At 74.7% G+C, this 26,498-nt stretch carries 17 protein-coding genes; all 17 read right to left on the bottom strand.

What is annotated here, in order from left to right; genetic code table 11:
* Positions 1–21: 21 nt before the first annotated feature.
* The 17 genes from ACPYO6_RS10130 to metG all read right to left on the bottom strand — a co-directional run bounded on the left by ACPYO6_RS10130 (position 22) and on the right by metG (position 26,382).
* Positions 22–1,200, bottom strand: coding sequence for a DegT/DnrJ/EryC1/StrS family aminotransferase (locus ACPYO6_RS10130; protein ID WP_425714737.1), 1,179 nt, complete (start codon positions 1,198–1,200; stop codon positions 22–24).
* On the bottom strand, positions 1,200–2,150 hold the full coding sequence (locus ACPYO6_RS10125) for a DUF6492 family protein (protein ID WP_425714736.1): 951 nt from the start codon (positions 2,148–2,150) through the stop codon (positions 1,200–1,202). Before ACPYO6_RS10125 ends, ACPYO6_RS10130 begins: the two co-directional genes overlap by 1 nt.
* A complete protein-coding gene (locus ACPYO6_RS10120) occupies positions 2,147–3,358 on the bottom strand; it encodes a glycosyltransferase family 4 protein (RefSeq protein WP_425714735.1) in 1,212 nt (403 codons plus the stop codon). The genes ACPYO6_RS10125 and ACPYO6_RS10120 overlap by 4 nt, the downstream gene beginning before the upstream one ends.
* A complete protein-coding gene (locus tag ACPYO6_RS10115; protein ID WP_425714734.1) occupies positions 3,355–4,071 on the bottom strand; it encodes a NeuD/PglB/VioB family sugar acetyltransferase in 717 nt (238 codons plus the stop codon). The genes ACPYO6_RS10120 and ACPYO6_RS10115 overlap by 4 nt, the downstream gene beginning before the upstream one ends.
* Positions 4,071–5,273 carry a DegT/DnrJ/EryC1/StrS family aminotransferase gene (locus ACPYO6_RS10110; RefSeq protein WP_425714733.1) on the bottom strand — a complete coding sequence of 401 codons (1,203 nt, stop codon included), beginning with the start codon at positions 5,271–5,273 and terminating at the stop codon, positions 4,071–4,073. The genes ACPYO6_RS10115 and ACPYO6_RS10110 overlap by 1 nt, the downstream gene beginning before the upstream one ends.
* Positions 5,270–6,364, bottom strand: a complete 1,095-nt coding sequence (locus ACPYO6_RS10105; RefSeq protein WP_425714732.1) for a dTDP-glucose 4,6-dehydratase — start codon at positions 6,362–6,364, stop codon at positions 5,270–5,272. Before ACPYO6_RS10105 ends, ACPYO6_RS10110 begins: the two co-directional genes overlap by 4 nt.
* The gene (locus tag ACPYO6_RS10100) at positions 6,364–7,482 is read right to left on the bottom strand and encodes a Gfo/Idh/MocA family protein (RefSeq protein ID WP_425714731.1); all 1,119 of its coding nucleotides are present in this window, start codon (positions 7,480–7,482) and stop codon (positions 6,364–6,366) included. The genes ACPYO6_RS10105 and ACPYO6_RS10100 overlap by 1 nt, the downstream gene beginning before the upstream one ends.
* Positions 7,482–9,137 carry a sugar transferase gene (locus ACPYO6_RS10095; RefSeq protein WP_425714730.1) on the bottom strand — a complete coding sequence of 552 codons (1,656 nt, stop codon included), beginning with the start codon at positions 9,135–9,137 and terminating at the stop codon, positions 7,482–7,484. Before ACPYO6_RS10095 ends, ACPYO6_RS10100 begins: the two co-directional genes overlap by 1 nt.
* A gap of 345 nt (positions 9,138–9,482) precedes the next feature.
* Entirely contained in the window at positions 9,483–12,173 is a 2,691-nt protein-coding gene (locus ACPYO6_RS10090) for a LuxR C-terminal-related transcriptional regulator (protein WP_425714729.1), read from the bottom strand.
* Positions 12,170–14,776: a LuxR C-terminal-related transcriptional regulator gene (locus tag ACPYO6_RS10085; protein ID WP_425714728.1), complete on the bottom strand. Its 2,607-nt coding sequence runs from the start codon at positions 14,774–14,776 to the stop codon at positions 12,170–12,172. Before ACPYO6_RS10085 ends, ACPYO6_RS10090 begins: the two co-directional genes overlap by 4 nt.
* A 912-nt stretch (positions 14,777–15,688) precedes the next feature.
* Positions 15,689–17,890: an alkaline phosphatase gene (locus ACPYO6_RS10080; RefSeq protein WP_425714726.1), complete on the bottom strand. Its 2,202-nt coding sequence runs from the start codon at positions 17,888–17,890 to the stop codon at positions 15,689–15,691.
* 135 nt (positions 17,891–18,025) lie between these two features.
* A complete protein-coding gene (locus ACPYO6_RS10075) occupies positions 18,026–19,936 on the bottom strand; it encodes an ABC-F family ATP-binding cassette domain-containing protein (protein ID WP_425714725.1) in 1,911 nt (636 codons plus the stop codon).
* On the bottom strand, positions 19,936–21,012 hold the full coding sequence (locus ACPYO6_RS10070; RefSeq protein ID WP_425714724.1) for a 4-(cytidine 5'-diphospho)-2-C-methyl-D-erythritol kinase: 1,077 nt from the start codon (positions 21,010–21,012) through the stop codon (positions 19,936–19,938). The genes ACPYO6_RS10075 and ACPYO6_RS10070 overlap by 1 nt, the downstream gene beginning before the upstream one ends.
* On the bottom strand, positions 21,009–22,025 hold the full coding sequence (gene rsmA / locus ACPYO6_RS10065; protein ID WP_425714723.1) for a 16S rRNA (adenine(1518)-N(6)/adenine(1519)-N(6))-dimethyltransferase RsmA: 1,017 nt from the start codon (positions 22,023–22,025) through the stop codon (positions 21,009–21,011). Before rsmA ends, ACPYO6_RS10070 begins: the two co-directional genes overlap by 4 nt.
* Positions 22,026–22,170: 145 nt before the next feature.
* A complete protein-coding gene (locus ACPYO6_RS10060) occupies positions 22,171–23,229 on the bottom strand; it encodes a G5 domain-containing protein (protein ID WP_425714722.1) in 1,059 nt (352 codons plus the stop codon).
* A 328-nt stretch (positions 23,230–23,557) separates the two neighbouring features.
* Complete coding sequence (locus ACPYO6_RS10055) at positions 23,558–24,526, bottom strand: TatD family hydrolase (protein WP_425714721.1); 969 nt, start codon at positions 24,524–24,526, stop codon at positions 23,558–23,560.
* Positions 24,523–26,382: a methionine--tRNA ligase gene (gene metG / locus ACPYO6_RS10050; protein WP_425714720.1), complete on the bottom strand. Its 1,860-nt coding sequence runs from the start codon at positions 26,380–26,382 to the stop codon at positions 24,523–24,525. The genes ACPYO6_RS10055 and metG overlap by 4 nt, the downstream gene beginning before the upstream one ends.
* Positions 26,383–26,498 lie beyond the last annotated feature (116 nt).

Raw genomic sequence — 26,498 nt, 5'->3', positions numbered from 1 at the left:
CCCGGGGGCGGACGACGGTCGTCACCGCGGCACCTCGACGGCGGCCCGCAGGACCTCGGCCACCCGTTCCTGCTGGTCCGGCGTGATGTGCGGGAACATCGGCAGCGAGATCATGGTGCCCGCCGCGGTCTCGGTGACGGGGAACGACCCGTGCGCGTGCCCGAGGTCGGCGTAGGCACCCGTGAGGTGGACCGGCACCGGGTAGTGCACGCCCGCACCGATGCCGGCGACCCGGAGCCGGTCGAGGACCGCGTCCCGGTCCGCGACCCGCACCGGGTAGAGGTGCCACACGTGCTCGTTCCCCTCGGCGGCGAACGGGAGGCGCACGCCCTCGACGTCCCCCAGGAGCTCGGCGTACCGGGCGGCGGCGGCTCGGCGGGCCTCGTTCCAGGCGGCCAGTCGGCGGAGCTTGGCGGACAGCACCACGGCCTGCACGGCGTCGAGCCGGGAGTTCATGCCGATGACGTCGTGGTGGTACTTCGTGGCGCTCCCGTGGTTCCCGAGCCGTCGGACGTGGGCGGCGGCGTCGGCGTCGTCGGTGAGGACGGCTCCCGCGTCGCCGGCCGCCCCGAGGTTCTTGCCCGGGTAGAAGCTCGTGCCGGCCGCGGCACCGAGCGAGCCGGCTGGCCGTCCGTGCCGGGTGGCGCCCTGGGACTGGGCCGCGTCCTCGACGATCACCGCGCCCTCCCGCTCCGCGACCACAGCCAGCTGCTCGACGAACGCCGCCTGGCCGAACAGGTGGACCGGGACGATCGCCTGGGTCCGGTCGGTGACGGCGGCCTCGACCGCGCTCGGGTCGATGAGGAGGTGGTCGGGGTCGACGTCGACGAGCACGGGCACCGCGCCGATCCGGCTCACCGCCTCGGCGGTGGCGATGAAGGTGTTCGCCGGGAGGATGACCTCGCCGCCGGGCGAGACGCCGACGCCGCGCAGGGCGAGCTCGAGCGCGTCGGTCCCGCTGCCCACGCCGATGCAGTGACCGACCCCGACGGCGTCGGCGTAGGCCCGCTCGAACCGGTCGATCCAGGGGCCGCCGATGAACCCGGCCGTGGCGAGCACCTGCTCCAGGCCCTCGCGGACCTCGGCGTCGACCTCGAGCTGTTGGGCGACGAGGTCGAGGAAGGGGACGGGGGCGGCGTCGTCCAGGGGCGTGGGATCGGCGGCCGGCCCTGCCGGCGCGGCGAGCTGCGTGGTGGACATCAGGCGTACTCCTTCTCGAGCTGCGAGACGATCGATCGGACGAGGGCGTCGTCCGTGTCCGACGTCGACTGGATGTGGACGGCCCGGTGCTCCGGTCCGAAGCCCTCGACGAAGTCGTCGGCCTCCGCGGCGTCCATCGGGGTCGGGGACCAGTGGCTGTGGCACCGGGGCGTCCCCGACTCGTAGTCCCTGTCCTTCGGTCGACCGAAGTGGCGCACGTACGTGCCGTACAGGACGTCCTCGCTCAGGTGCAGGTGCCGCGCGAGCGCCACCGCCCACGGCCGACCGGTGACCTCCTCCACCCGGCCCAGGCCGGCGTCCACGAGCTCACGGTCGTAGGTGACGATCCCCGCCACGTGGTCCGGGTAGGCGTCGCGGTCCTGCCACGGCAGGCCCAGGAGCTCGTGGGCGACCTGGCACCACCGGTGGTGGCGGTGCATGCTGCGGGTGATGCCGCCGTCCTTGCTGTAGAAGTGCACGGACCCGTCGCGGACGAAGTCGGACACGTGGGTGCGCCGGACGAGGACGACGTCGGAGTCGACGAAGACGAGCGCGTCGGCGTCGACGTGGGCCGCCATGTTGAGCTTGATGAGCTGCTGCATCACCCACCCGCGGATCGGCTGCCAGGGCCTCCGCCGACTCACGCCCGCGCAGTTGAGCCGCCGGGACAGGAAGGGCACTCTCCGAGTGGCGGCCGCCAGCCGGTCGGTGGGGATGATGCCCTCGGGGACGACCTCCTGGTAGGACCAGACCGCGAGCCGCGGCGAGTCGATGCCCCGGTAGAGGTCGACGTCGATGCCCGGCACGGCCGCGTGGTGCACGACCGACTCGTCGGTGTGCCTGAGCACCGAGTCGTGGAGCCGCCGGAAGCTGTGGAAGTCCGGCCGGTAGGTCGGGGTGACGATGGCCATCGTCGAGGTGTCCCCGGTCGAGGGTCGGTGGGTGGTCATGGGAGTGCTCCTTCTCGGGCCCAGCGCTCGCGGGTGACCACGGAGCCGAGTCGTCGGTCGGCGTAGAAGCGGGCGCCGGCGGCCGCGGAGGTCGCCAGGGAGCGCACCGCCTCCGTCCGGGTCGTGCGTCCACCCACGGTGTCGAGGTAGATGTCGGCCAGCCGGTCGGCCGCCCGGTCGAGGTCGTGGTGCTCGGAGACGACGTTCCGGCCGAGCTCGCCGAGGCGGCCGCGGAGCGCCGGGTCGGCCGCGAGGCGGACGAGCGCGTCGCGCAGGTCGCGGGCGCCGGCACCACCGCGCCCGAACCACCCCTCGTGGCGGAGCTCGCGCACGGAGGTCCAGTCCGCGACCCGCCAGAAGCCCGCCTCGCCCTGGACGACGAGCGGTCGGGCGTGGGCCATCGCCCGGATCGCGGAGGACCCCATCCCGAGCACGACGTCGGAGGCGGCGTAGACCGGGTCGGGGTCGAGCCGGAGCCCGACCGTCCGTACGACGACCCGGCCGTGCCGCTCGTTGACCGCGGCGGCACGGGTCTCGACGGCCTGCCGCCCCTCACCGTCACCGGCGACCAGGAGGCTCACTCGCTCGGTCCCGGAGAGCCGGTCGACCACCCGGATGGCCTCGAGGACGCCCTGGAGCCGCTCGTGGTCCGTCGTGAGCATGGTGACCGTGCCGACGACGAGCTCGTCCGCGTCGATGCCCCACCGGGCGCGGGCGTCTGCCCGGAGCCGTTCCGCGCGGTCGCCCGCGCCCCCCGCGTCGCCCGTGTGCACGGCGGGCTCGAGGAGATGGACGGCGCCGCCGCGCACCGCCGCGCGCTCCGCGAGCGCGGGCGTCCCGACCACGAGAGGCACGTGCGCGGGCAGGAACCGCGGCGCCCCGGCGGCCAGGACTGTCATGAGCAGCGGCAACCGGCGGCCGGCGGAGAACGCCGCGCGCAGGGACGGCGCCCACTCGTAGGTGTGGACGAGGTCGACGTCCCACCCGCGGGCGACCCCGGCGAGGCCCCGCGACCAGGCGCGGGAGGAGATGTCCGACGGCGCGGGGACCCAGGGCAGGCCGGCGGCCTCGACGAGCTCGGCGAGCACGCCGGTCGGCGCGTAGAGCACGGGCTCGTGCCCGCGGCGACGCACGGCGTCGGCGAGCCCGACCGCCTGGAGCCGGCTGCCGGCCATGTCGAGCGCGGGGGTGCAGACGAGGATCCTCATGGCACGCGTATCCGTCCGTGGGAGGTGAGCAGGGGCAGCACCCCGACGGGGCGCGGGTGCGGCAGTGCGGGACCACCGGCGCGGTCGCGACGGAGCTCGGCGGCCGGCGCGCCGACCCAGGTCCGGCCGGGCGGCACGTCGCGCAGCACCACCGCGCCCATCCCGAGCGTGGCGTCGGCTCCGACGCGCACGTCCTGGCGGACGCTCGTCTGCATCCCGAGGTAGGCCCGCTCCCCGACGCGCACCCGACCGGCGAGCGTGACCCCGGCGGCGCACGTGACGCCGTCGGCGAGCTCGTCGTCGTGGGTGAGCACCGTGCGCGGCATGAGGACGACGTGCTCACCGACGGTGACGTCGCAGGTGAGGACGCAGCCCGCGAGCAGGATCGAGCCGGCGCCGACGGCGGAGCCGGCGCCGATGACGACCGAGGGGTGGACGTGCACGGCGTACCGCTCGGCACCCACGCCGAGGTCGGCCAACCGGGCGGCCAGCGCGATCCGCGCGGCCCCCTGCCCGGGGCAGAGCAGCAGCCGCTCCGACCGCTGCGCGGCCAGCGCGGCGGGTCCGAGGACCGGGACCCCCGACACGGTGGTCCCGGCGAGCGCCGGGTCGTCGTCGAGGATGCCGACCACCCGGTCCGTGCCGGCGTCCCGGACCGAGGCGAGCGTCTCCCGGGCGAGACCGCTCGCGGCGACGAGGAGGATGTCGGCCATCACCGGCTCCCGTCCAGCGGGCTCCGGCGCGAGGGCCGCTGCGGGGACCGGGACGCCAGGACGAGGCTGTCGACCACCCGCCCCAGCTCCTCGGCCGTCATCGCGTGGAACATCGGGAGGATGATCGTCGAGCGCGTGAGCCGCTCGGTCGCGGGCAGTGGGCCGAGCGTGCCGGTGTGCCCGGCGTAGGCCGGCTCGAGGTGGGCCGCCATGATGCCGCGGCGGGCGGAGATCCCGTCGGCCGCGAGCCAGGCCAGCAGGTCGTCGCGTCCCATCGGGAAGCCGGGGAGGACCTCGACCCAGAAGGACTGGAAGTTGGTCGTCCCCCAGGGCGGGTCGGCCACGCAGCGCAGGTCCGGGAGGCTGTCGAGCACGGTGCGGTAGTCGGCCGCGAGCGATCGGCGACGCCGGACCATCTCGGGCAGGCGACCGAGCTGGACGAGGCCGAGGGCAGCCTGCAGGTCGGTCATCCGGTAGTTGAAGCCGATCTCGGTGTAGGACTCCTTGGCGGCGAGCACCGCGGTGTGCCGGTCGGCCGCGGAGACGTCCATCGCGTGCTCGCGGAGGCGTCGTGCGCGCGCCGCCCACTCGGGGTGGCAGGTCGTGAGCATCCCGCCCTCGCCGGTGGTCAGCAGCTTGCGCGGGTGGAAGGACCACGTGGTGAGGTCCGCGCCGACCCCCACAGGCTCGCCGGCGTAGGTCGAGCCGGCGCCGCACGCCGCGTCCTCGATGAGGACGAGCGAGCGCCGGTCGCACAGCTCCCGCAGCGGGCCGAGGTCGACGGGGACACCGCCCTGGTCGACCACGATGACGGCGGTCGTCGCCGGGGTGAGGGCCGCCTCGACCGTGGCCGCGGTGACGTTGCCGGTGGTGGGGTCGACGTCGGCGAAGACGGGACGCGCCCCCACGTAGGTCGGCGCGTTCGCGGTGGCGATGAAGGACAGCGAGGGGACGACGACGTCGTCGCCCGGTCCGACGTCCGCGACTTTGAGGGCGAGGTGCAGGGCGGTCGTGCACGACGACGTCGCCACCCCGAAGGGGACCCCCTGCGCCTGGCTGAACGCCCGCTCGAAGTCGGCGGTGCGCGGGCCCTGCGCCACCCACCCGGAGGTGATGACATCGGCGACGGCCTCGATCTCCTCGGCCCCGAGCCACGGCCTCATCACGCTGATGCGGTCCATCGCGGCAGCCTCGATGCTCATCGCGAGGCCGCCTGCGCCGGTGCGAGAACGCGGCCGGCGGTCGTCCCGTCACGGAGGGCGGCGGGCACGGCCCGACCCCAGTTGGTCGTCGACGCCTCGGCGGCCAGCTCGTCCGCGGTCCTCCCGGACGCGCGGAACCACGAGACGAGCTCGGCGATCCCGTCGACGAGCTCCGTCCGCGGCGCCCATCCCGTGAGCATCTCCATCCGCGTGGCGTCGACCATCAGCCGGCCGACGTCGCCGGGGCGTGCCGGCAGCAGCTCCGGCGCGAGGTCGGGCCGCCCCACGGCGTCGGCGATCACCTCGCAGACCTCGCGCATGGCGAGCTCCCTGCCGGTCCCGAGGTTGACGGTCTCGCCGATGGCCGCGGGGCACTCGGCGAGCGCGACGAGCCCGGCGGCGGTGTCGCGCACGTGCATGAAGTCGCGGGTCTGCTCGCCCGTGCCGTAGAGCACGGGTGCGTGACCGGCGAGCATCCGCACGATCGTGCGCGGGATGATCTCCCCGCTGTCCCCCTCGTGGTGGCTGCGGGTGCCGTATGTGTTGAACGGTCGGGCGACGATCACGGGAAGGCCGTACGTCCGTCCCATCGCCCGCGCGTATGCCTCGCCGGCCAGCTTCGCTCCGCCGTAGACGGTCTCCGGCCAGGTCGGGTGTCGCTCGTCCATCGGCGCGTACTGGGCGGTGCCGAAGACCTCGCTGCTGCTCACGTGCAGCAGCAGGCGGACCCCGGCGTCGCGCGCCGCCAGCCCCACCGTCAACGAGCCGTCCGCGTTGACCGAGTGGTTCTCCTCGGGCGAGTGCAGGCTGTGGCGCACGCCCAGGCACGCGAGGTGCATGACCACGTCCGCGTCCTCGAGGACGGCGTCCATGACGGACCGGTCGCGGACGTCGCCGACGACGAGAGCCATCCGCGGGTCGTCGCTCCAGGTGGCCAGGTTCTCGCGCCGACCGTTGGTCAGGTCGTCCACCACGGTGACGGATCTCGGCCGCCGGTCGCGCAGCAGCGCGTCGACGACATGGCTGCCGATGAACCCCGCACCGCCGGTGACGACGACACGGGCACCGTCCAGCGTGGTCACCTCCGACATCACCGCACCCCTTCGAACGCGCGGGCGTCCCCCGCCCCCACGGCGACCGACCGGCCGAGGCCGACGTGCCGGCCCCTGCCGGCCAGGGAGTCGCTCGCGGCCTCGAGCACCTCGAGGACACGGAGGGCGGACCGTCCGTCGGTCGGGGGCACCGACCCGTCGCGGACGGAGGCCGCGAGCTGGCTGACCATGAGGCCGAGCGGCTCGAACTCGGACAGCGCGGGCGACCACGTGTCGCCCGTCCGGTAGGAGATCGTCACGTCCGTGCGCGAGGCGGTGTCGCCGAGGACCTCCTCCTGCCGCGCCAGGTCGACCCCGCGGTCGAAGATGCTCAGGCGCTGCTGCGGGTTGAGGTCGTCCCAGACGAGGGTGCGGCGGCTGCCACCGATGACCATCCGGCGGATCTTCGTCGGCGAGAGCCAGTTGACGTTGACGTGGACGTGGGCTCCCGAGCGCTGGGGCAGGGAGAGGTAGCCGACGCAGGCCTTGCCGGCGTCGAGCGGGTCCGCCCCCTCGGCCGCGACGCTGAGGGGGTCCAGGCCGCCGGGGAGCACGAAGTCGAGGATCGACAGGTCGTGCGGGGCGAGGTCCCAGAAGACGTCGACGTCGGGCTGGACGAGCCCGAGGTTGATCCGGGTGGAGTCCACGTAGAGGATCTCACCGAGCTCGCCCGCCTCGACGAGCTCCTTGATCCGTAGGACGGCGGGCGTGTAGCAGTACGTGTGGTCGGCCATGAGCACGGTCCCGGCGCGGTCGGCGGCCTCGACCATCTCGCGACCCCGCGCGGTCGTGTCCGCCAGCGGCTTCTCCACCACGACGTGCTTCCCGGCGGCGATCGCCGCCATGGCGATCGCGTGGTGGGTCCGCGCGGGGGTGGCGATCGCCACGGCGTCGACGTCGTCCCGGGCGAGCAGCTCGCCGACCGATCCGACGACGTCGGGCTGCCCCGTACGTCGGGCGAGCCGGCCGGCGCGCTCGAGGTCGGTGTCGCACACCGCCACGAGCTCCCACTCGGTGCTCATCGCGAAGTTGCGGGCGAGGTTCGGGCCCCAGTACCCGGCACCGATCACCGCCGCCCGCAGCGGGGGGTGCAGGGTGTCGTCGGGCTCGATGCTCATCAGTACGCTCCTTCGGGTCTGACCATGACCTTGAAGGTCCGCCACATGATCATGAGATCGCCTGTGACCGACCAGTTCTCGACGTAGTAGAGGTCGAGCCGGACGCTCTCCTCCCAGTCGAGGTTCGACCGCCCGCTGATCTGCCAGAGCCCCGTCAGGCCCGGCTTGATGTAGAGCCGCCGGCCGGTGTGGCCCTCGTACGCGGCCACCTCCTCGGGCAGCGGCGGCCGGGGACCCACGAGCGACATGTCGCCGCGCAGGACGTTCCAGAACTGCGGCAGCTCGTCGAGGGAGTGCCGGCGCAGCACGGCACCGAGCCTCGTCACCCGCGGGTCGTCCTTGAGCTTGAACAGCGGCCCGGCACCCTCGTTGCGTGCCGCGAGCGCCGCCCGGTCCGCCTCGGCGGTGGTGACCATCGTGCGGAACTTGTTCATCCGGAACGCCCGGCCGTGCCGGCCCGTGCGCGTCTGGGTGAAGAACGCGCCCCCGGGCGAGTCGCGCCGGACGAGGATCGCGATGACCGCGAACAGGGGCAGCATGAGCAGCAGCGCCGCGGTCGACCCCACGATGTCGAGGGCCCGCTTGACCACGTGGCGGCCGCCCTCGAACCGGGGCCGGTCGACGTGCATGAGCGGCAGTCCCTCGACGGGGCGCATCGTGATCCGGGGACCGGCGACGTCGAGGAGGCTCGAGACGAGCACGAGCTCGGTCCTGGTCGGCTCGAGCGCCCAGCCGAGCGTGCGGATCGCCCGGGTCCCGCCGGACAGGGGGCCGGCCACGATGACGGCGTCCGCCCCGAACTCGGTCACCGCCTGCGGCACGCGCTCGGTCCCGTAGTAGGTGGGCGGAGCCGTCGCCCCGGGCGGGGCGAGGGGCGCGGCCGGCTGCGGCGCGCCCGGGGTGGCCGGGTCCGCCGGCGGGCGGTCCGTGTCGAGGACGACGCCGACCACCCGGTAGCAGACGGCCGAGCGCCGGGCGATCTGCCGGGTCACGTAGGCGACGTCGGACTGCTCGCCGACCACGACGACGTCCGACAGGGCGGCGCCGCGCAGCCGCAGCGTGTGGAGCCAGGACCGCCACGACCACCGGCCGAGCAGGAGGGCGAGCAGGCCGACCGGGACGGTGAGGACGAGATGGGGGCGGACGGCCGCGAAGGCCACGGGGCCGAGCAGTACCGCGGCCGCGCAGGCCACCCCCGCCGTGGCCGCCGTCGCGTTGACCACCCGCTTGTACTCCTCGGCCCCGACCGCCATCCGCCGCGGGGAGCGCGTACGGAAGAGCTGGAGCGCGAGGAGCCACACGAGACCGAGCCCGACGCCGATCGCGACCTCCGCAGGTCCCTCGCCCCGGCGGGGCGAGGCCAGGGCACCGATCCCGACGACGAGGAGCAGGACCGCGAGGTCGGTGGCGAGGACGCGGTGGCGGTAGCTGGCGGACCAGTGGGTCGCGCGGCGGTCGGCACCCTGGCTCGGGGCGACCTCGGGGCGCAGGGGGCTCGGTGCGGCCGGCGCGGGGCTCGCGACGCCGACGTCGAGGCCGGTCGGAGGGGTGAGGAGGTCGACGGGTGCGCCGGCCCCGCCCGCGTCGGTGCGGGACAGGGTGCCGGTGCGCCGGTCGGTGGTGGCGTGGTCGGTCGTCGTCGACTGCTGAGGCACGAGGGGCTCCGGGGGGATGGCAGCTCCGGCGGTGTCGGGGGGACGTCTCCGGCGCTCCGGCGGCGGGTCCGCCGGCTCGGGAACGACACTAGGAACGTGCCCGTGGGGCGGCATCCGTGGCCGCTACTCGCTCACCGCCCGCTGCCACCTGCGCCGGCGGCCGCCTCGCGCACCGACCACCCGGACGGCACCTGGACCCACGTCCCCCGCGCGCACGACCACCCGGACGCGGCGGGCGCGTGCGGTCCCGGGACCGCACGCGACGAGCGCCCCCGGTCGCGGGACCGGGGGCGCTCGGGCGATGGGGACGGTCGGCTCGTGGCGACGGTCAGGCGACGGGGACGGTCAGCGCCAGACGTCGCGCAGCTCGGCGCGGTCGCTGATGCCGAGCTTGTTGAACACCCGGTAGAGGTGTCCCTCGACCGTACGGGGGGAGACGACGAGGATCCGGGCGATCTCCACGCTCCGGTGCCCCTCCAGTGCCAGGGCGACGATCTCCCGCTCCCTCGGGGTGAGGGCGCCGAGGTCGAGGGCCGCGCGCACGTAGCGGCCGGGTACCCCGCCGAGCGCACCGACCGCGTCCTGCAGGTGCCGCAGGGCCTCGCCGCGCCGCCGCAGGTCGTTCGCCCCGTGGTGCAGACGGACCACGCGCGCCCAGGTGTCGGCGGCGAGCGCCGGGTCGCCGTCGCCGCGACAGCGGTCGGCGACCTGTGCGAGGCGGACCGGGTCGTCGGCGATCGACGGGTCGTAGGCACGGGCGACCCGCTCGGCCCGTCTGCCGTCGAGCCTCGTGCTCGCCGCGTGGATGCCGGCGAGCAGCTCGGCATGGTCGCCGTCCGGGTCACGCACGGCGGCCGCGACCAGGAGGGCCTGCCAGAGCACGGCCGGGTGATCCGCGAGCCCCGGGGCCTCGGCGAGACGTCGCCAGAGCGGCGCCCGGTCCGGGTCGGGCGCGTCCGGGTCGTCGACGATCTCGGCGATCGTCAGGGCGAGCAGCCGCTGCTCGGTGGTGCCGTACCCGCCCTCGGTGCGCAGCCGGTCCGCGAGTCCGCCGGCGCGACCCGACGGTGCGCCGACGGGCAGCGGGGAGGCGGCGGCCTCGAGCGAGCGGACGAGCGGGGTGAGGTGGACCGGGTCCCAGCGGTCGAGGTCCGGGCCGGCGTCCCGGAGCAGCCGCAGCGCGAGCCGGGTCCGGCCGCGGGCGAGCTCGAGCGCGCCCCGCATCGCCTGGACCGTCCCCGCCCATGCGTGCCAGCGGTGGCTCGATCCGCCGTGCTGCTCGGCGAGCACCCGGTCCGCGCCGGCCAGGTCTCCCACCAGCAGGAGCGACTCCACCAGGTAGGCCGCGGCGTGACCGCCGACGCGCGCGCGGGTCCGCGGGTCGGCCGAGGCGAGGGCGTGGGCGCGCGTGGCCTCCTCGACCGCGTCGACGAGCCGCCCCGCCCGCGTGAGGAGACGTCGGCGCACCCAGTGCGCGACGCACCGGAGCGCCGGCGGGAGCGTCGGGTCGGTCGTGAGCCCGGCCGAGGTGTCGAGCAGGCGTGCCGCGTCGCCGGGGGCGTCGAGCCGGTCGATCGCCGACAGCCAGGTGGCGACGCGCACGGGCACCACGGGGGCCGGTCGCCCGCTCCGCAGCGCCCGGGCCTGGCACTCGAGCCAGACCTCGGCGAGCGCGGCGACGGGGGTCGGGGCGCCGCCGCTGCAGACGCGGTCCATGGCGAGAGCGACCAGCGCCTCGACCAGCAGGTCGGTGTCGGCGGTGGTGTCGACGAGCCGGGTGAGGTCGGCGCCTCCGGAGTCCGACCGCGTCGCGGCGAGCATGACCTCGGCGCGCAGCGCCACGATCCGCTCGCACGAGGAGTCCTCGCTCCGGGCCGCGAGGAACCATGCGGCGGCCAGGTCGCGCGCGGCCAGGTGCTCGTACCCGGCGGCCACCCGGTCCACATCGGCCACGGGGAGCCCGTTGTCCAGCGCCCACGCCACGCTCCGGGCGGGCAGGCCCCGCAGGGCGCGGCCGTCGGCGTGACTCCCGGCGGCTCCCCAGCGGGCGAGGAGCTCGGCGCCGCGACCGGGCGGGGTGATCGTGCGGAGCACCTCGCTGTAGAGCTCGGCCGACAGCTCGACCGTCCCGCCCTCGGCGGGCCGCGTGACGTGCGTGTCGGCGAGGTCCTCCACCTGGTCGCCCACGTGCGCGCGCAGCTCCGCCGCCGGCATCCTGCCGGCCAGCGCCAGCATGGTCACCACCGTCTGCTGCTGCTCGGTGAGCTCGGACTGCATGCCCTCGACGACCTCGACGAGGCGTTCGTCGACCGCCGGCGCCGGGCGCAGCAGGGTCCACAGGTCCGCGCCGGGGCCGCCTCGGTGCTCGTCCTCCGCGCGCACGATCTGCCCCTGGCTCGCGGCCGAGGCCATGTAGGCGACGACGAGGCCGGGCATGCCTCCCGTCATCCCGACGACTGTCCCGACGGCGCCGTCCGTGGGACGGCCGCCGGCGAGCGAGGCGCACAGGTCACGCGTCTGGTCGTGCCCCATGGGCGGCATCGTCACGGTGGCGAGGAGTCCGGTGTCGACCAGGGCGCCCAGGCCCGACTCCCCCCGCAGTCCCACGCTGGTGGCGACCAGGAGCGCCTCACGGTTCTGGGCGAGCAGCGCGAGGACGAACGCGCTGGCCGCGTCGAGGAACTGGCAGTCCTCCACCACGATGACGGGGCGCGAGCCGGCGCCGGCCGCCCCGCGCCCGGTCAGCCCGTCCAGGCGTGCCTGCACGGCCGCCAGCACGTCGACCGGGCCACGGACGGCATCGAGGTCCGTGAGGAACGGGGCGAGCGCCCCGTAGGGGACGTCGACGAGGGCGGGCCCGCACTGCAGGGTGAGGGAGGCCGGCCCCACCCCGTCGGCCAGGAGCGCCCCGACGAGCGAGGTCGTGCCGGACCCGGGGCCGCCGACGACGACGACCCCCGCGCGGTCGACGTCCGCGAGCCGGTCGTGCAGGGCGGCCAGCTCGGCACCCCACAGCGGGACGGCGGTGACCGTCATGCCGGGTCCCCGGCCGTGCGCAGCGCGGGCGACTCGGCGGCGAGCCGGCTCAGCCCCCACCGCCCGCGGACCTGCAGCTTGGCGTACACCTGGTTGAGGTGTCCCTCGACCGTGCGGACGGAGATGCTGTGCCGGCGGGCGATCGACGCGTTCGAGAGCCCGTCGACCACCATCCCGGCGATCTCCCGCTCACGCGGCGTCAGCGCCTGCAGCCAGCCCGGGGTGTCGTCCGCCGCCTGCGGGGCGGCGGGCACCTGGATCCGTGCCACCGCCCCGGCGAGCCGGCGCGCGTTCGCCGCCGGGAGGCTCGCGATCATCGACGCCGGGCCGCTGTAGCGCCAGGCCAGGTACCCGGCCTCGGCCATCTCCGTCAGGGCGGCCGCCGACCGCACGTGGTCGTCGTCGAGCACGGCGTCCCCGAGCGCTTCGCAGGCGCGCGAGACGACCGCCTGCGTCCGTGCGGCCACCGCCCTGAGCCGGTCGGCGACCCCGCGGTCGCCGACCAGGGCCGCGGACAGCAGCGCGTGCATCTCGACGAGGTGGTGGCCCGCCGCGGCCGCACGGTCGGCCAGCACCGCGAGGCGGGCAGGGGCGCCGGCATCGGCGCGGTCGGGATCGGGCGTCACCGCACCGATGACGGCCGTCAACCAGCCCAGCCGGCCCCACTGGGTCGGACCGTCCGCGGCCCGGCGCACCCGCTGCTCCGTCCACCGCGGCACCGACGTCTCGTCGAGACGTCCGGTCCCCGACCGGCACGACTCGACGATCGTCAGAGCCACCTCCTCGGCATGGTCGTTCCCCATCGCCCGCGCCTGCTCCACCAGCTCCAGGGCAGCCTCCTCCGCACGGTCGGGCAGGCCGACGAGCAGGTCGACGGCGGCGAGCACCAGCTCGGCGTCGAGCACCGCCTGCGGGTTGCCGTGCCGGGCGACCACGAGCCCCTGGGCCATCGCCCGGGCGAGCTCGAGGTCCCCGCACCGCACGGTGGTCTCGAGCATGGACACCGCGATCGCCGCGCGGTCGTAGGGCCCGATCACGCTGTCGAGCACGCCCCGCGCGCGGAACGTGGACAGCGTGGAGTCGAGGCCGGCCACGAGCGAGCGCGCGGCGTCCTGGTCGTCACCGAGCGCGAGGAGCTCCGCGCAGGTCGCCTCGGCGCGCAGCCGCACGGTCTCGCGGTTGCGCCCCGCCGGGCGCGGGTCGAGCCGGCTGCCCTCCTGGGTCGCGCGCGTCTCGGCGAGCAGGCGCTCGCTGCGCGGCCGGTCGCCCACGAGCGCGGCGATCGTCGCGGACAGCACGATGAGGCACGGGTCCCCCGCACGTGCGGCGGCCGTCACCAGCGAGTCGGCCCCGCCGACGTCGCCGGCCGCGAGGAGTGCCCGGGCGCTCATCCACACCAGGTGGCCCCGCACATCCGCCGCCGCACCTGGCGGGGGTGCGTCGTCGTGCTCCTCGGGACCGTGCGGTGCGAGGTCGGGGTCCGCGGGACCTGGTCGCGGGTCGTCGAGTGCGGGGACGGTCGCGAGCACGGCGAGCGCGCCCCCGACGTCGACCGAGGCGAGGAGGTCCTGCGCACGGTTCAGCGTGCGGGCGAGTCCGTCGCGCGCCGTCGCTTCCTGCTCGAGGGCCTGTCTCCGCTCGGGCTCGAGCCCGGCGAGGACTCGGTCGCGCCACATCGGCTCGACCTGCGCCAGCGTGCCCGACGGCGTGCGTCGCATCGTGACGATGCCCTGGGCCTGGAGGGCGTCCAGCTCGCGTCCGGAGTCGTCGTGGACGAGCCCGCCCACCTCGACGCAGCCGCGCACCGCCAGCGCCTCGAGGAGGGCGCGGCGGTCGGCGGGGAGGCGGCGCAGCACGACGTCCTCGCCCGGGATGCCCCGGCCGCTCTGCAGCGGGCCGTCGACGAGGACCCACCGGCCGTCCGACCGGCGCAGCTTCCCGGAGGCGACGCAGTCGTCGGCGATGCTGCGGAGCCTGCCGAGGTGCCCGCCGCCGTACCGCCACAGCACCGTGGCGGCCACGCGGGAGACGGGCCCGCCGAGATGGTCGACGAGGAGGGCACGGGTCCCGCTCGGCGTGAGCGGACGGACGCCGACCCGCGCGAGGTTGCCGGCCCGTGCGAGGGCGGCAAGATCGGCCGGCACGTCGGTCGTGCGGTCGCACTGCACGACGAGGACGACCCGCCGCTGGTGGGCCAGCTGGGCGAGCACGGTGATCGATCCCTGGTCCATCTGCCGCGGACGGCTGAGGAAGACCACGGCCGGTTCCTGCCCCTCGGGCGCGAGGAAGTCGCCGAGGACCTTCGCCATCCGGAACCAGGTCGGCGCGGGACCGACGTCCGAGCGGGCCTGAAGGATCGAGAGCGCGCCGTACGGGAGATCGGCGACGAACTCGCTGCCGTGGAGGTGGTAGACCGGGCGTTCGGCCCGGAGCCGGTCGACGGCCTCCTGGGTCACCGCTCGACGGTCCTCGGGCGTCCCGACGAGCAGGGCGCCAACGTGGTCGACGGTGACCGCGCGCAACAGCTCCTCGACCGCGGAGTTCGGGTCGTCGCTCCAGATTCCGTCCGCGTCCGGGTTCAGCCAGGAAAATGCAGCGCGCATGATTCATTCACCCGTCCGGCACCATCTCTGAATACGCCCATTCCTGCAAATGGGCACGAAGGAAGGTGTGACGCCACAATGAATGGCCGTGCCATGGCGATGTGCTCCTTTGAAACATTCCGAGGGGACGCACGATCGTCGGCCGGGGGAAGCCGCGACCGGTGGCCTCGGCGTACCCGGCCGGCGTGGGGCCGGCCGGTCCCACGCCGTCCGACTGCGACGACACCACCCTCCGACAGGCCGGACTCGCGCGGTGTGCCGCGGATCAGCGCGAGCTGCGGCTCGATCCTCGCCGCCGCCGCTCGCGACGGTGAGCCCGACGGGCGGGCGCCGTGGGCACCACGGTCGTCTCGCGGGTCGAGGCCGCCCGGGCGCGGACGGAACTTCCTCACCGACACGTTCGCTCTGATCTGCGGGCCGCTCCGGCTTGACGGAGATGCCTTTTTGTAGGAAACCCCCGCACCGACGACCTGTCAACAACCACCTGATGGTCCGGACGTTTGCGCCGCGTCCGAAAGCCGGAATCGGTCACGCACGGTCCCGGGAAATGAGGGGTGTCGAGAAATGCCGGGTGGCGACGTCGGACAATTGTCGAGTCGATGTCCAGACGGTGTCCAGACGCCGCCCGCCACCGGGTGCCGGGACCCAACGGACGAGCCGATCTCACGGCGTGAGGGCCGATCGGCCCGTCGGCTCGCGGTTCGCGCCGGTCAGGAGGCCCGAACCGGCCGGGTCCACCGAGGTCAGGCGGGACGGGCCGGCAGCGTCGCTCGGCCCCACATCGACAACATTGTCATGGAGTGAGGTTCTGGTCAGCGAGTTCCGACATGTCTCCGCATCACAGATTGCGCGTGTCGCGCGGACGCCGGCGGCCGAGGGGACGCGTTCAGCACCCCCTCGGCCGCCTGCCGGTCAGGGCGCGCGCCGCAGGCCCAGGGTGTCGGCGCCGTCGCCGTCCCAGTCGCCGACGAGCACCTCGTCGCCGGACCGGCCGTAGTGCACGAGGACGTCCTCGTTCCCGCCGGACAGGCTGTTCTTCACGAAGTAGGCGTTGCCCCGGCGCACGGCGAACGTGTCGGTGCCGTCACCGTCCCAGTCGCCGGCGAGCGTGACGTCACCACTGCGCCCGTACTCGAACGTCCGGTCGGCGTCACCCCCGTCCAGGGTGTCGGCCACGAAGTACGCGTTCCCGCGACGCACGGCGAAGGTGTCCGTGGCGTCGCCGTCCCAGTCACCGACGAGGACCTCGTCGCCCGAACGGCCGTACCGCAGCTCGTGGTCGGCGTTCCCACCGCCCAGCGAGTTGGCCACGAAGTACGCGTTCCCGCGACGCACGGCGAGCGTGTCGGCGCCGTCGCCGTCCCAGTCACCGACCAGCACGACGTCGCTCTCTCGCCCGTAGGACAGGACGCGGTCGGCGCTCCCGCCGCGCGGTGCGTTGGAGACGAGATAGATGTTGCCGCGGCGGACGGCGATCGAGTCCGTGCCGTCGCCGTCCCAGTCGCCGATGAGCACGTCGTCGGAGTAGCGGCCGTACCGGAAGGCGTGGTGCGTGGTGCCCTCCCAGTCGTTGCTGAGGAAGAACCCGTGGTCCTGGTGGGCCGGCGGCTCGGGCTCCGGCTCCGGCTCGGGGTCCGGCTCCTGCGCGGCCGCCCGGATCTGCGCGTGGATGACCTCGGCGATGTCGGTGTTCTCGAGGTAGTCCCCGCGCACCGGGTCGGTCGAGTCGGCGACCGCCGCGAACTCCTCGGCGGCAGCGCCGCGGGCGAAGAACGGCACGATCTGGTGCGTGTGATAGTGCGGGGTCTCCTCGTTCTCGTTCTCCTTGAGGTCGGTGAAGTCGGTGAACTCCGCCGCGGGCAGCTCGCCCGCCGTCCCGGTCAGGGGCTGGAACTCCCCCGTGATCTCGATGCCGTCCTCGCCGAGGGTGCCGCCGCCCCAGAGGTTCCCCGTCTCGTGGTCGGAGGTGACGATGACCGTGGTCTCCTCCCAGCTGGACTCCGAGTCGACCCACTCGACGACCGCGTCGACCGTGGCGTTGAAGTCGAGCATGTTCTCGATCGTGCGCCCGAGCTCGCCGGCGTGGCCGGCGCCGTCGACGTTCGCCTGCTCGATCATGGCGAAGAAGCCGTCGTCGCTCGCGTTCGACAGGACGTTGAGGCTCGCCGCCGCAAGCTCCGGGAGGCGAGCGACGTTCTCCGCGACGGGCGCGGCGTTCGGGATCTCCCGGTCGCCGGAGCGGTCATGGGTGAGGGCACCGGCCGTCTGGGCCACGCCGAGGACCTGGTCCGGGGTGTCACCGGTCGCGAGCGCCTGGAAGTCTGCGCGCTCGTCGACCAGGGTCCAGCCCGCGAGCCCCGTGCTCGTGTCGCCGGCCGCGATCGCCTCCCAGTCCTCGCGCGGGATGTTGTGGTAGCTCGGCGTCTGGGCCTCGCCGTCGCTCGAGTACGCGGGGTGGCCGCCGCCCATGACCACGTCGAGGTCCTCGTGGCGCAGGAGCTGGTCGATGATGAGGTCCTCGTCGCCGTCGTCGGCGTGGACGGCGAACCCGGCCGAGGTGTCGCCCCAGAACTGACCGCTGGTGACCACGCCTGTCGCGAGGCCGTGCTCGCTCGCGATGTCGACCATGTCCGTGAGCGGCTCCTCGTCACGGTCCCAGCCGAGATACCCGCCGCGCGTGCGCACGCCCGTGGACAGGGCGGTCGCCGCGGCTCCGGAGTCCGTGACGTTGAGCCAGGAGCCGTCGAGCTGGTCGCGGGTGGCGTTCTGCGGGTGCCCCCACGCGTCGATCGTCGAGTACTCGGGGCTGAAGACGTAGCCGGTGTCCACCGAGAGCTGCGTCTCGAACTCCTGGTAGACCTCCGACGTCACGCTGTCCGAGCCGTGGGCCGCGAGATAGGGGTTGTCGGCCTGGTCCTGGTAGGCCGCGGTGCCGTGCTCGTAGAGGCTGGCCGCGTCGATGTGGTTGTACCCCATGCCGTCGGCGATGAGCAGGATGACGTTCGTGCGGTCGTCCTCGACGTCGTCGGCGACCGCCGCCGAGGGGGCGAGAGTGGCGAGCAGGGCAGCCGTGACGGCGACCGCCGGGAGTCGCCCGGGGCGTGGGAAGAGCATGGGGGTGTCCTCGCGTCGTGGATGGGTACGGGTCCGCCCACGACATCACGGGGATATGAACATTCGATTGCTCGCGCACGACCGTCACGTGGTCGACCGGTGAACCCGTGCCGGTCGAAGACACCAGTCGTCGCGTCAGCCCTCGAGCTCCTCGGCGGTGAGCAGCCACTCCTCCTCGAGGGCGTCCGACTCCGCCCGCAGCTGGTCGGACTGCGCGGCGAGCGAGGTGATCCGACCGACGTCCTGCTGCTCGGCGGCCTCGGCCATCTGCGCGTCGAGCCGCTCGATCTGGCCGCTCAGCTTCGTCATCCGGCGCTCGATCCGCCCGAGGTTCTTCCGCGCCTCGCGCTCGCGCGCAGCATCGGTCGCGCCCGCCGGACGGCCCGCGCCACCGGCCACGGCTCCCCCGGCAGCCCCTCCCGGGGCGAGGTTCGTGCCGGACCCGCCCTCCGCCGTCGGGCGCTGCCCCGCGGCCTGGACCCGTCCTTCCCCGGAGGACGCGCGCTGGCCGCGCCGCAGGGCGAGGTACTCCTCCACGCCGCCCGGCAGGTCGCGGATCGCGCCGCCGATGACGGCCACCTGGTGATCGGTGACGCGTTCAAGCAGGTAGCGGTCGTGACTGACGACGATCAGCGTGCCGGGCCACGAGTCGAGCAGGTCCTCGACCGCGGCAAGGGTGTCGGTGTCGAGGTCGTTCGTGGGCTCGTCGAGCAGCAGCACGTTCGGCCCGGCCACGAGCAGGCGCAGCAGCTGGAGCCGACGCCGCTCACCGCCCGAGAGCTCCGAGACCCGCGTCCACTGTCGCTCGCGGGCGAACCCGAGGCGCTCGATGAGCTGGCTCGCGCTGAGGTCGGCCCCGCCCATCGAGACGTGCTCGGCGACGTCGGCGACCGCCTCGACCACGCGCATCCGAGGGATCTCGTCGAGCTCACCGGTGTCCTGCGTGAGGACGGCGAGGTCGACCGTCTTCCCGCGCCTGACCCGCCCCGACGTCGGTTCCTGCAGCCCGGCGAGGAGGCGCAGCGCGGTCGACTTGCCCGCGCCGTTCGCCCCGACGATGCCGACGCGCTCGCCGGGCGCGAGTCGCCACGTGACGTCGTCGAGGATCGGGGGCGGCACGTCGTACTGCACGGTGACGCCCTCGAGGTCGAGGACGTCCTTGCCGAGCCGGGCGCCCGCGGCGTCGGTCAGGGCGAGGGAGTCGCGCGGCGGCGGCTCGTCGGCGATGAGGGCGGCCGCGGCGTCGAGCCGGAACTTCGGCTTGGAGGTCCGGGCGGGCGCACCCCGGCGCAGCCAGGCGAGCTCCTTGCGCAGGAGGTTGTTGCGCTTCTGCGCCGCCACCGCCGCGCTGCGCTCGCGCTCGGCCCGCGCGAGCACGTAGGCCGCGTACCCGCCGTCGTAGACCTCGACGTGGCCGGGTACCGGGGAGCGGCCGCCGGCGCCGTCGTGGCCGGGCACGACGTCCCAGACGCGCGTGCACACGGCGTCGAGGAACCAACGGTCGTGCGTGACGACGAGGAGTGCGCCGCGGCCCGAGGCGAAGCGCTCCTGCAGGTGGGCGGCGAGGAAGGCGACACCCTCGACGTCGAGGTGGTTGGTGGGCTCGTCGAGGACGAGCACCTCGGCGGGGGCGGCGAGGACGGACGCGAGGGCCACGCGGCGACGCTGGCCGCCGGAGAGCGTGTCGACGTCGACGTCGAGGGAGAGCTCGGAGATCAGGCCCTCGTGGAGCTCGCGGACCGCGCGGTCGCCGGCCCACTCGTGCTCGGCGAGCCCGCCGTGCACGGCGTCGAGGACGCTCGCCCCGGGCGGCAGGGTGTCCTTCTGGTCGAGCACGGCGATCCGGGTGCCCGACGGCGAGGTGACGCGCCCGCCGTCGAGCGGACGCCGGCCCGCGAGCGCGCCGAGCAGGCTCGACTTGCCGGCGCCGTTGCGGCCGAGGACGCCGATCCGCATGCCGTCGTCGACCCCGAGCCCGACGCCGTCGAGCAGCACGCGCGGGCCCGCCATGAGGCGCAGCCCTTCCGCGCCGAGCAGGTGCGCCATCAGGCCGCTCCCCCGGGGTGTGTCGCAGCGCCCGGTGCCGCGGGGCCCGGTGCCGCGTCGACGACGTGGGCGCCGCGCGCGGGCGCCGTCGTCGTGAGGACCCGGTCGGCCACCTCGGCCGCCCGGACGACGGCGGCGATCGACTCCGCGTGCGCGGCGTCGAGCGCGAGGGCGGCGACCGTGGGGCCGGATCCGGACAGCACGGCGCCGAGCGCACCGGCTCGCTCGAACGCCGCGAGGACGTCCCCGAGCTCGGGGCGCAGCTCGAGGGCCGGCTCGGTGAGGTCGTTGAGCAGGAGGCGGCCGAGCGCCGCCGGGTCGCCCTCGACGAGTGCGTCGCCGAGCGCGGCCTCGTGGGCGCCGGGGTGGAGACCGCCGGCCTCCGCGTCGTCGGAGTGCGTGTGGGCGTCCGGCGCGGCCGGCTCGTGCAGCATGCTCGGCGCCGACGGCGGCCCCCCGCGCGGGTACCCGTGCAGCGCGTCGTAGGCGTTGAACACGGCCGGGGTCGACAGGCCGGTCGCCTGCGTGGCGAGCACCCAGTGCCACGCCCCGGTGTCCGGCAGCACGACGAGGCGCTCCCCCCGCCCCGTCCCCAGCGCCGTGCCGCCGAGCAGCGGGAACGACACGTCGGAGCCGAGGTTGGCCGCGAGGGCGTGCAGGTCGAAGGCGCCGAGCGCGGTGCCCCACAGCGCGTCGCAGGCCATGAGCGCCGCCGCGGCGTCGGCGCTGCCGCCGGCCATCCCGCTCGCGGCCGGCACGTTCTTGTGGATCGTCAGCTCGACGCCCGCGTCCACGCCGGTCGCCGCCCGCAGCGCCTCGGCGGCCCGCGCCGCGAGGTTCGAGGCGCCGAGCGGCACGCCGTCCACGTGCTGCGCGAGCCGGACCGTCGTGCTGCCGCGAGGCGCCGGGGCCGCCGTCACGTGCTCGCCGAGGTCGAGCGCCTGGAAGACCGTGACGAGCGGGTGGAAGCCGTCGGCGCGCGGCGGGCCCACCCGCAGCGAGAGGTTGACCTTGCCCGGGGCGCGGACGGTGACCGGGCCCGGCAGCGCGCTCTCGGGCGCGGACATCTCGCTCATGCGTCCTCCTCGGTGACGGTCTCCCCCGTGGCGGCCGATGCACCCGGGCGAGCCTCCGCCGTCGGGGAGTCCCCGGTGGCGGACGTGACGTCGGGTGCCCCCGATGCACCCGGGCGAGGCTCCGGCGTCGGGGACGTTCCGGCGGCATCGGCGCGGGCGGCCGCGACCGCGGCGAGCTCGACGATCGTCAGGGTCTCCCCGCGCGCCGACGGATCCACGCCCGCCGCCCGCAGCGCCTCCTCGGCCGCGGCGGGCGAACCGGCCCATCCGGCCAGGGCCGAGCGCAGGGTCTTGCGCCGCTGCGCGAACGCCGCGTCGACGACGGCGAACACCTCGCGGCGATCCGCTCCTGCCACGGGCTCGGGCCGCCGGGTGAGCCGCACGAGCGCCGAGTCGACGTTCGGCACCGGCCAGAACACCTGCCGGCCGATCGTCCCGGCGCGCTCCGCCCTCGTCCACCAGGCGGCCTTGGCCGACGGAACGCCGTACGTGCGCGACCCGGGCGGGGCCGCGAGCCGGTCGGCCACCTCCGCCTGCACCATGACGAGGACCTCCGTCACCGTCGGCAGGTGCTCGAGCGCGGTGAGCAGGACGGGCACCGCCACGTTGTACGGGAGGTTGGCGACGAGCCTGGTCGGCGCCGCGCCCGGCAGCAGGTCCGGCTCCGCCAGGCGCATCGCGTCGGCGAGGACCACCTCGAACCGGTCCGCGGCGCCCGGTGCGCGCTCGGCGACGGTGGCGGGCAGCGCGGCGGCGAGGACCGGGTCGATCTCGACGGCGACGACGTCCGCCCCCGCCTCGAGCAGCGCGAGCGTGAGGGAGCCGAGGCCGGGCCCGATCTCGAGGACGCGGTCGCCCGGCTGCACGCCGGCGGCCCGCACGATGCGGCGCACGGTGCCGGCGTCGTGCACGAAGTTCTGGCCGAGGGTCTTGGTGGGGCGCACGCCGAGCCGCTCGGCCAGGGCGCGGACGTCCGAGGCGCCCAGCAGCGCGACGTCGGACGGCTCGTTCACAAGGGGACAGCCTACGTGCGTCGGGCAGGGGCGCCTGCCGGACGCAGAAGCGCCGAGCCGCACCCCGGTGGGATGCGGCTCGGCGCTCGGTCTGCGGGTCGGGCGATCAGGCTCCGAACCGGTCGGGCGCTCAGACCCGGGTCGCTCAGTACCAGCCGACGCTCTGCGAGTGGCCCCACGCACCGCACGGGGTGCCGTAGCGGCCGGCGATGTAGTCCAGGCCCCAGGCGATCTGCGTGGCGGGGTTGGTCCGCCAGTCGGCGCCGTGGCTGGCCATCTTCGAGCCCGGCAGCGACTGCGGGATGCCGTAGGCGCCGGACGACGGGTTCATCGCGGTGTGGTTCCAGCCCGACTCGCGCTCCCAGAGGGAGTTGAGGCAGGAGAACTGGTCGCCGCCCCAGCCGCGCGAGGCCATCATGCTCTGCGCGATCGAGCGGGGGTCGCCGCCGGTGTACGCGGGGGCGGGCTCCTCGGCCGCGGGGGCCTCGGCCTCGGCCGGCGCCTCCGCCGCGGGGGCCTCCTCGGCCGGCTCCGCCTGGACGGGCTCCGGCTCGCGCTCGCGGGTGCCCACGAGGACGACCTCGTCGACCCGCTCGTCGACCGTGACGCTGGCGACGAGCTCGCGCGCGTCCTCCTCACCCTCGGCCGAGATCACGCGGTAGGTGTTGACGACGCGGCCGTCGACGCCCTCGGTCTGCACCTGGGTCTCGCCGACGTAGAGCTCGTCGGTCTCCTGCTCCGTGGTGCCGTGCTCGTCGACGACCTCCTCGGTGACCGAGTCGGTGGTCACGCGGACGATCTCGACGTCGGTGACCGGGCCGGCCAGCGGGGCGGACACGCGGTCGTCGGCGCCGATCTGGATGCCGGCCTCGTGCAGCGCCTCGTCGAGGATCTGCGCGGTGGTCGTGAAGGTGAGGGTCTCGCCGTCGACGGTCACGGTGTAGGTGGTGGACGCCTCCTCGGCGGCGTCGAGGGCGATGCGCTGGGCGGTCGAGCGACCGGCGGCGTCGACACGCTCGACCGGCTCGACGAGTGCGGCGCCCGCGGCGGAGCCGGTGCCCGGGTCCGCTCCGAGGCCGGCGTTCGCGGCCATCACGCCTCCGGCGCCGAGCAGCGCGACGCCTGCCAGCACGGTCGCCATGACCCCGCGCTGGTGCCGGCGGAACCGGTCGGCGCGGTTGGTGGACGTGGCTGTGTCGGTCACGGGGGGTCGATCCATTCGTTCAGGGGCCGGGGGCGTGACCGAACGTAACCGTTCTGTGATCTGACAACAAGGTCGTCACGGTGCTCTGAGGTCAAGGTCACGACGACGGCGCGCACCTCCCGGTGCGACGTGGCCCACAACGCGTGGTAGAGCGGGGATCGACGACGACGAACGGCTCGTGACGGCGACCCTGTCCGCGCGGGCCCGCGACCAGGGGACGTGACCTCGCCGTGACCGGGCCGAGGCCCTCCCCCGACACGCGAGACGGCGCGGGTCGGCGGCGGATTCCCGGCCGGACTGAGCCCCCCGACGTGCAGGACGCAGCACGTCAGGCCACGGATCCCCAGAACCCGCCGTAGACCTCACGGGTCGTCGCGGTCAGCCGCTCGCACAGCTCGGCGAGGTCGAGGCCGCGCAGCTCCGCCAGCGCCCGCACCGTCCGCGGGAGCACGTAGCTCGCGTTGGGCCGCCCGCGGAACGGGACGGGCGTGAGGTAGGGCGAGTCGGTCTCGACGAGGAGCTGCCCGAGCGGCACGAGCGAGATCGCCTCGCGCAGCGCATCGTTGCTCCTGAACGTCACGGGCCCGGCGACGGACACGTACCAGCCGTTCTCGGCGCACTGCCGGGCGAGCCGCTCGTCCCCGGAGAAGCAGTGGAAGACCGTGCGCTCCGGGGCGCCGTCGCGCAGGAGGATCTCGGCGACCTCCTCGTGGGCCTCGCGGTCGTGGATCTGGACGGGCTTGCCGAGCTCGCGGGCGAGCGCGAGGTGGTCGCGGAAGGCGGCGACCTGCGCGTCGTGCCCCCGCCCGGCGGCCGTGCGGTAGAAGTCGAGCCCCGTCTCCCCCACGGCGACCACGCGGTCGTCCGTCGCCAGCTCCGCCACCCGGTCGAAGGCCTGCGCGGGGGTGAGCTCGTGGTGGTCCCGGACGTCGGGCTCGAGGCCGTCGGGCGCCACGTCGAAGGCGCGGGCGTGCAGCGCCGACTCGTTGGGGTGGATCGCGACGGCGGCGGCGATCGCGGCGTGCTCGTGGGCGAGCGCGACGGTTCCGGCGAGGCTCGGGACGTCGCAGGCCACGCTGAGCAGCCCGAGCACCCCGACCTCCGCCGCGCGCGCGAGCTGGTCGTCGGTCGTCAGGGGGTCGGCGCCGCCGGGCAGCCCGGCATCGTCGGGGTCGAGCGGTGAACCGTCGGCCGCCAGCAGCGGCAGGTGCGTGTGGTTGTCGACCACGCCCGCCGGCAGCGGGTCGCCCGCCGGCGGGAAGCCCCGTTCCTTCTTCTTCCCGTTCTCCCCGCTCACGAGGCGGAACCGGCCGGACCGGCCGCCTCCGTGGAACCCGAGGCCGCCGCGGCCCCGTCCACGCCGAGGCGGTCGAGCTCGTCGGCCACCACGGCGTCGTCGAGCTTGGTGAAGATCGGCGACGGCTTGCCCACCGGCGCACCGACCCGCACGGGCCGGGTCGCCCACGGCGTGGGGCTCGAGTAGTCCCCGGTGATGATCGGGTAGCTGCGGTCGTTCTCGAGGTCGTCGACCTCCTCGAGGCGCGGCATCGGCTGGATGTCCCCGGTGCCGCCGATCGCCGCGTCGACGGCGTTGCTCGAGTGCGGGAGGAACGGCGAGAGCATGACGTTGAGGTCGGACACGGCCTGGGCGAGCGTGTGCAGCACGGTGAGCAGGCGCGGGCGCTGCTCCTCGCTCTTGAGCCGGAACGGCTCGGTCACCGTGACGTAGGTGTTGGCCAGGCCCACGAGCCGCATGGCCTCGGCGATCGCCGCGCGCTGCCGATGGGCGCCGACGAGCGCGCCGACGGTCTCGAACCCGGCGGCGATCTCGGCGGCCAGGGCGCGCTCGACGTCGGTCACCTCGGACTCGACGGGGGCGGGCACCTCGCCGACGTTCTTGGCGATCATCGACGCCGTGCGGTTGACGAGGTTGCCCCAGCCGGCCACGAGCTCGCCGTTGGTGCGCCGGACGAACTCGGCCCACGTGAAGTCGACGTCGTGGGCCTCGGGCCCGGCGGAGGCGACGAAGTAGCGGAAGGCGTCGACCTGGTACCGCTCGAGCATGTCGCGCACGTAGATGACGACCCGCTTGGAGCTGGAGAGCTTGCGGCCCTCCATCGTGAGGAACTCCGAGCTGACGACCTCGGTGGGCAGGTTGAGCTCGCCGAGGCGGCCGGCGCTCCCGCCCTTGGCGCCCTTCCCGGAGTAGGCGAGCAGCTCGGCCGGCCAGATCTGGGAGTGGAAGGTGATGTTGTCCTTGCCCATGAAGTAGTAGGACAGCGCCTCGGCGTCGTTCCACCAGGCGCGCCATGCCTCGGGGTCGCCGCTGCGGCGGGCCCACTCGACCGAGGCGGACAGGTAGCCGATGACGGCGTCGAACCACACGTAGAGCTTCTTCGTGGGGTTCTCGCGCCACCCGTCCAGCGGCACGGCGATGCCCCAGTCGATGTCCCGGGTCATCGCGCGCGGCCGGATGTCCTTGAGGATGTTCTGGCTGAACCGGATGACGTTGGGGCGCCACGTGCCGGCGGCCTCTCGCTCGTCGAGCCAGCGGCCGAGCTCCTCGGCGAGCGCGGGCAGGTCGAGGAAGAAGTGCTGGGTCTCGACGAACTTCGGCGTCTCGCCGTTGATCCGCGAGACCGGGTCGATGAGGTCGGCCGGGTCGAGCTGGTTGCCGCACGTGTCGCACTGGTCGCCGCGCGCGCCGCCCGCCCCGCAGATCGGGCACGTGCCCTCGATGTAGCGGTCGGGCAGGGTGCGTCCCGTCGACGGCGACACCGCGCCGTGCGTGGTCTGCTCGATGAAGTACCCGTTGGCGTGGACCCCCTCGAACATCTCCTGCACCACGCTGTGGTGGTTGCCCGCCGTCGTGCGCGTGTAGAGGTCGTAGGTCAGGCCGAGGGCGACCAGGTCCTCCGCGATGAGGCGGTGGTTCCTGTCGGCGAGCTCCTGGGCGGACACGCCGGCCTCGTCGGCGGCGATGAGGATCGGCGTGCCGTGCTCGTCGGAGCCGGAGACCATGAGGACGTCGTGACCCGCCATCCGGGCGTACCTGCTGAACACGTCAGAGGGGACGCCGAAGCCGGCGACGTGGCCGATGTGCCGGGGGCCGTTGGCGTAGGGCCACGCCACGGCGGACAGGATGTGGGTCATGCGCTCCAGGGTAGTTGCGCGGCGACGTGCGGGAGGTCTCACCTGCCCATGTGTCATTGCGGCGACTCGGTGGCAGGATGGCGCGGCATCGAGTTCACCCGAACACGATCAGTCGA

It is taken from the genome of Georgenia sp. Z1344, assembly GCF_049856295.1.
In the GTDB taxonomy this organism is placed as follows: Bacteria; Actinomycetota; Actinomycetes; order Actinomycetales; family Actinomycetaceae; genus JB111.
Note: the sequence above shows the minus strand (reverse complement) of the source record. Positions and strands in the feature narration are given on the sequence as shown.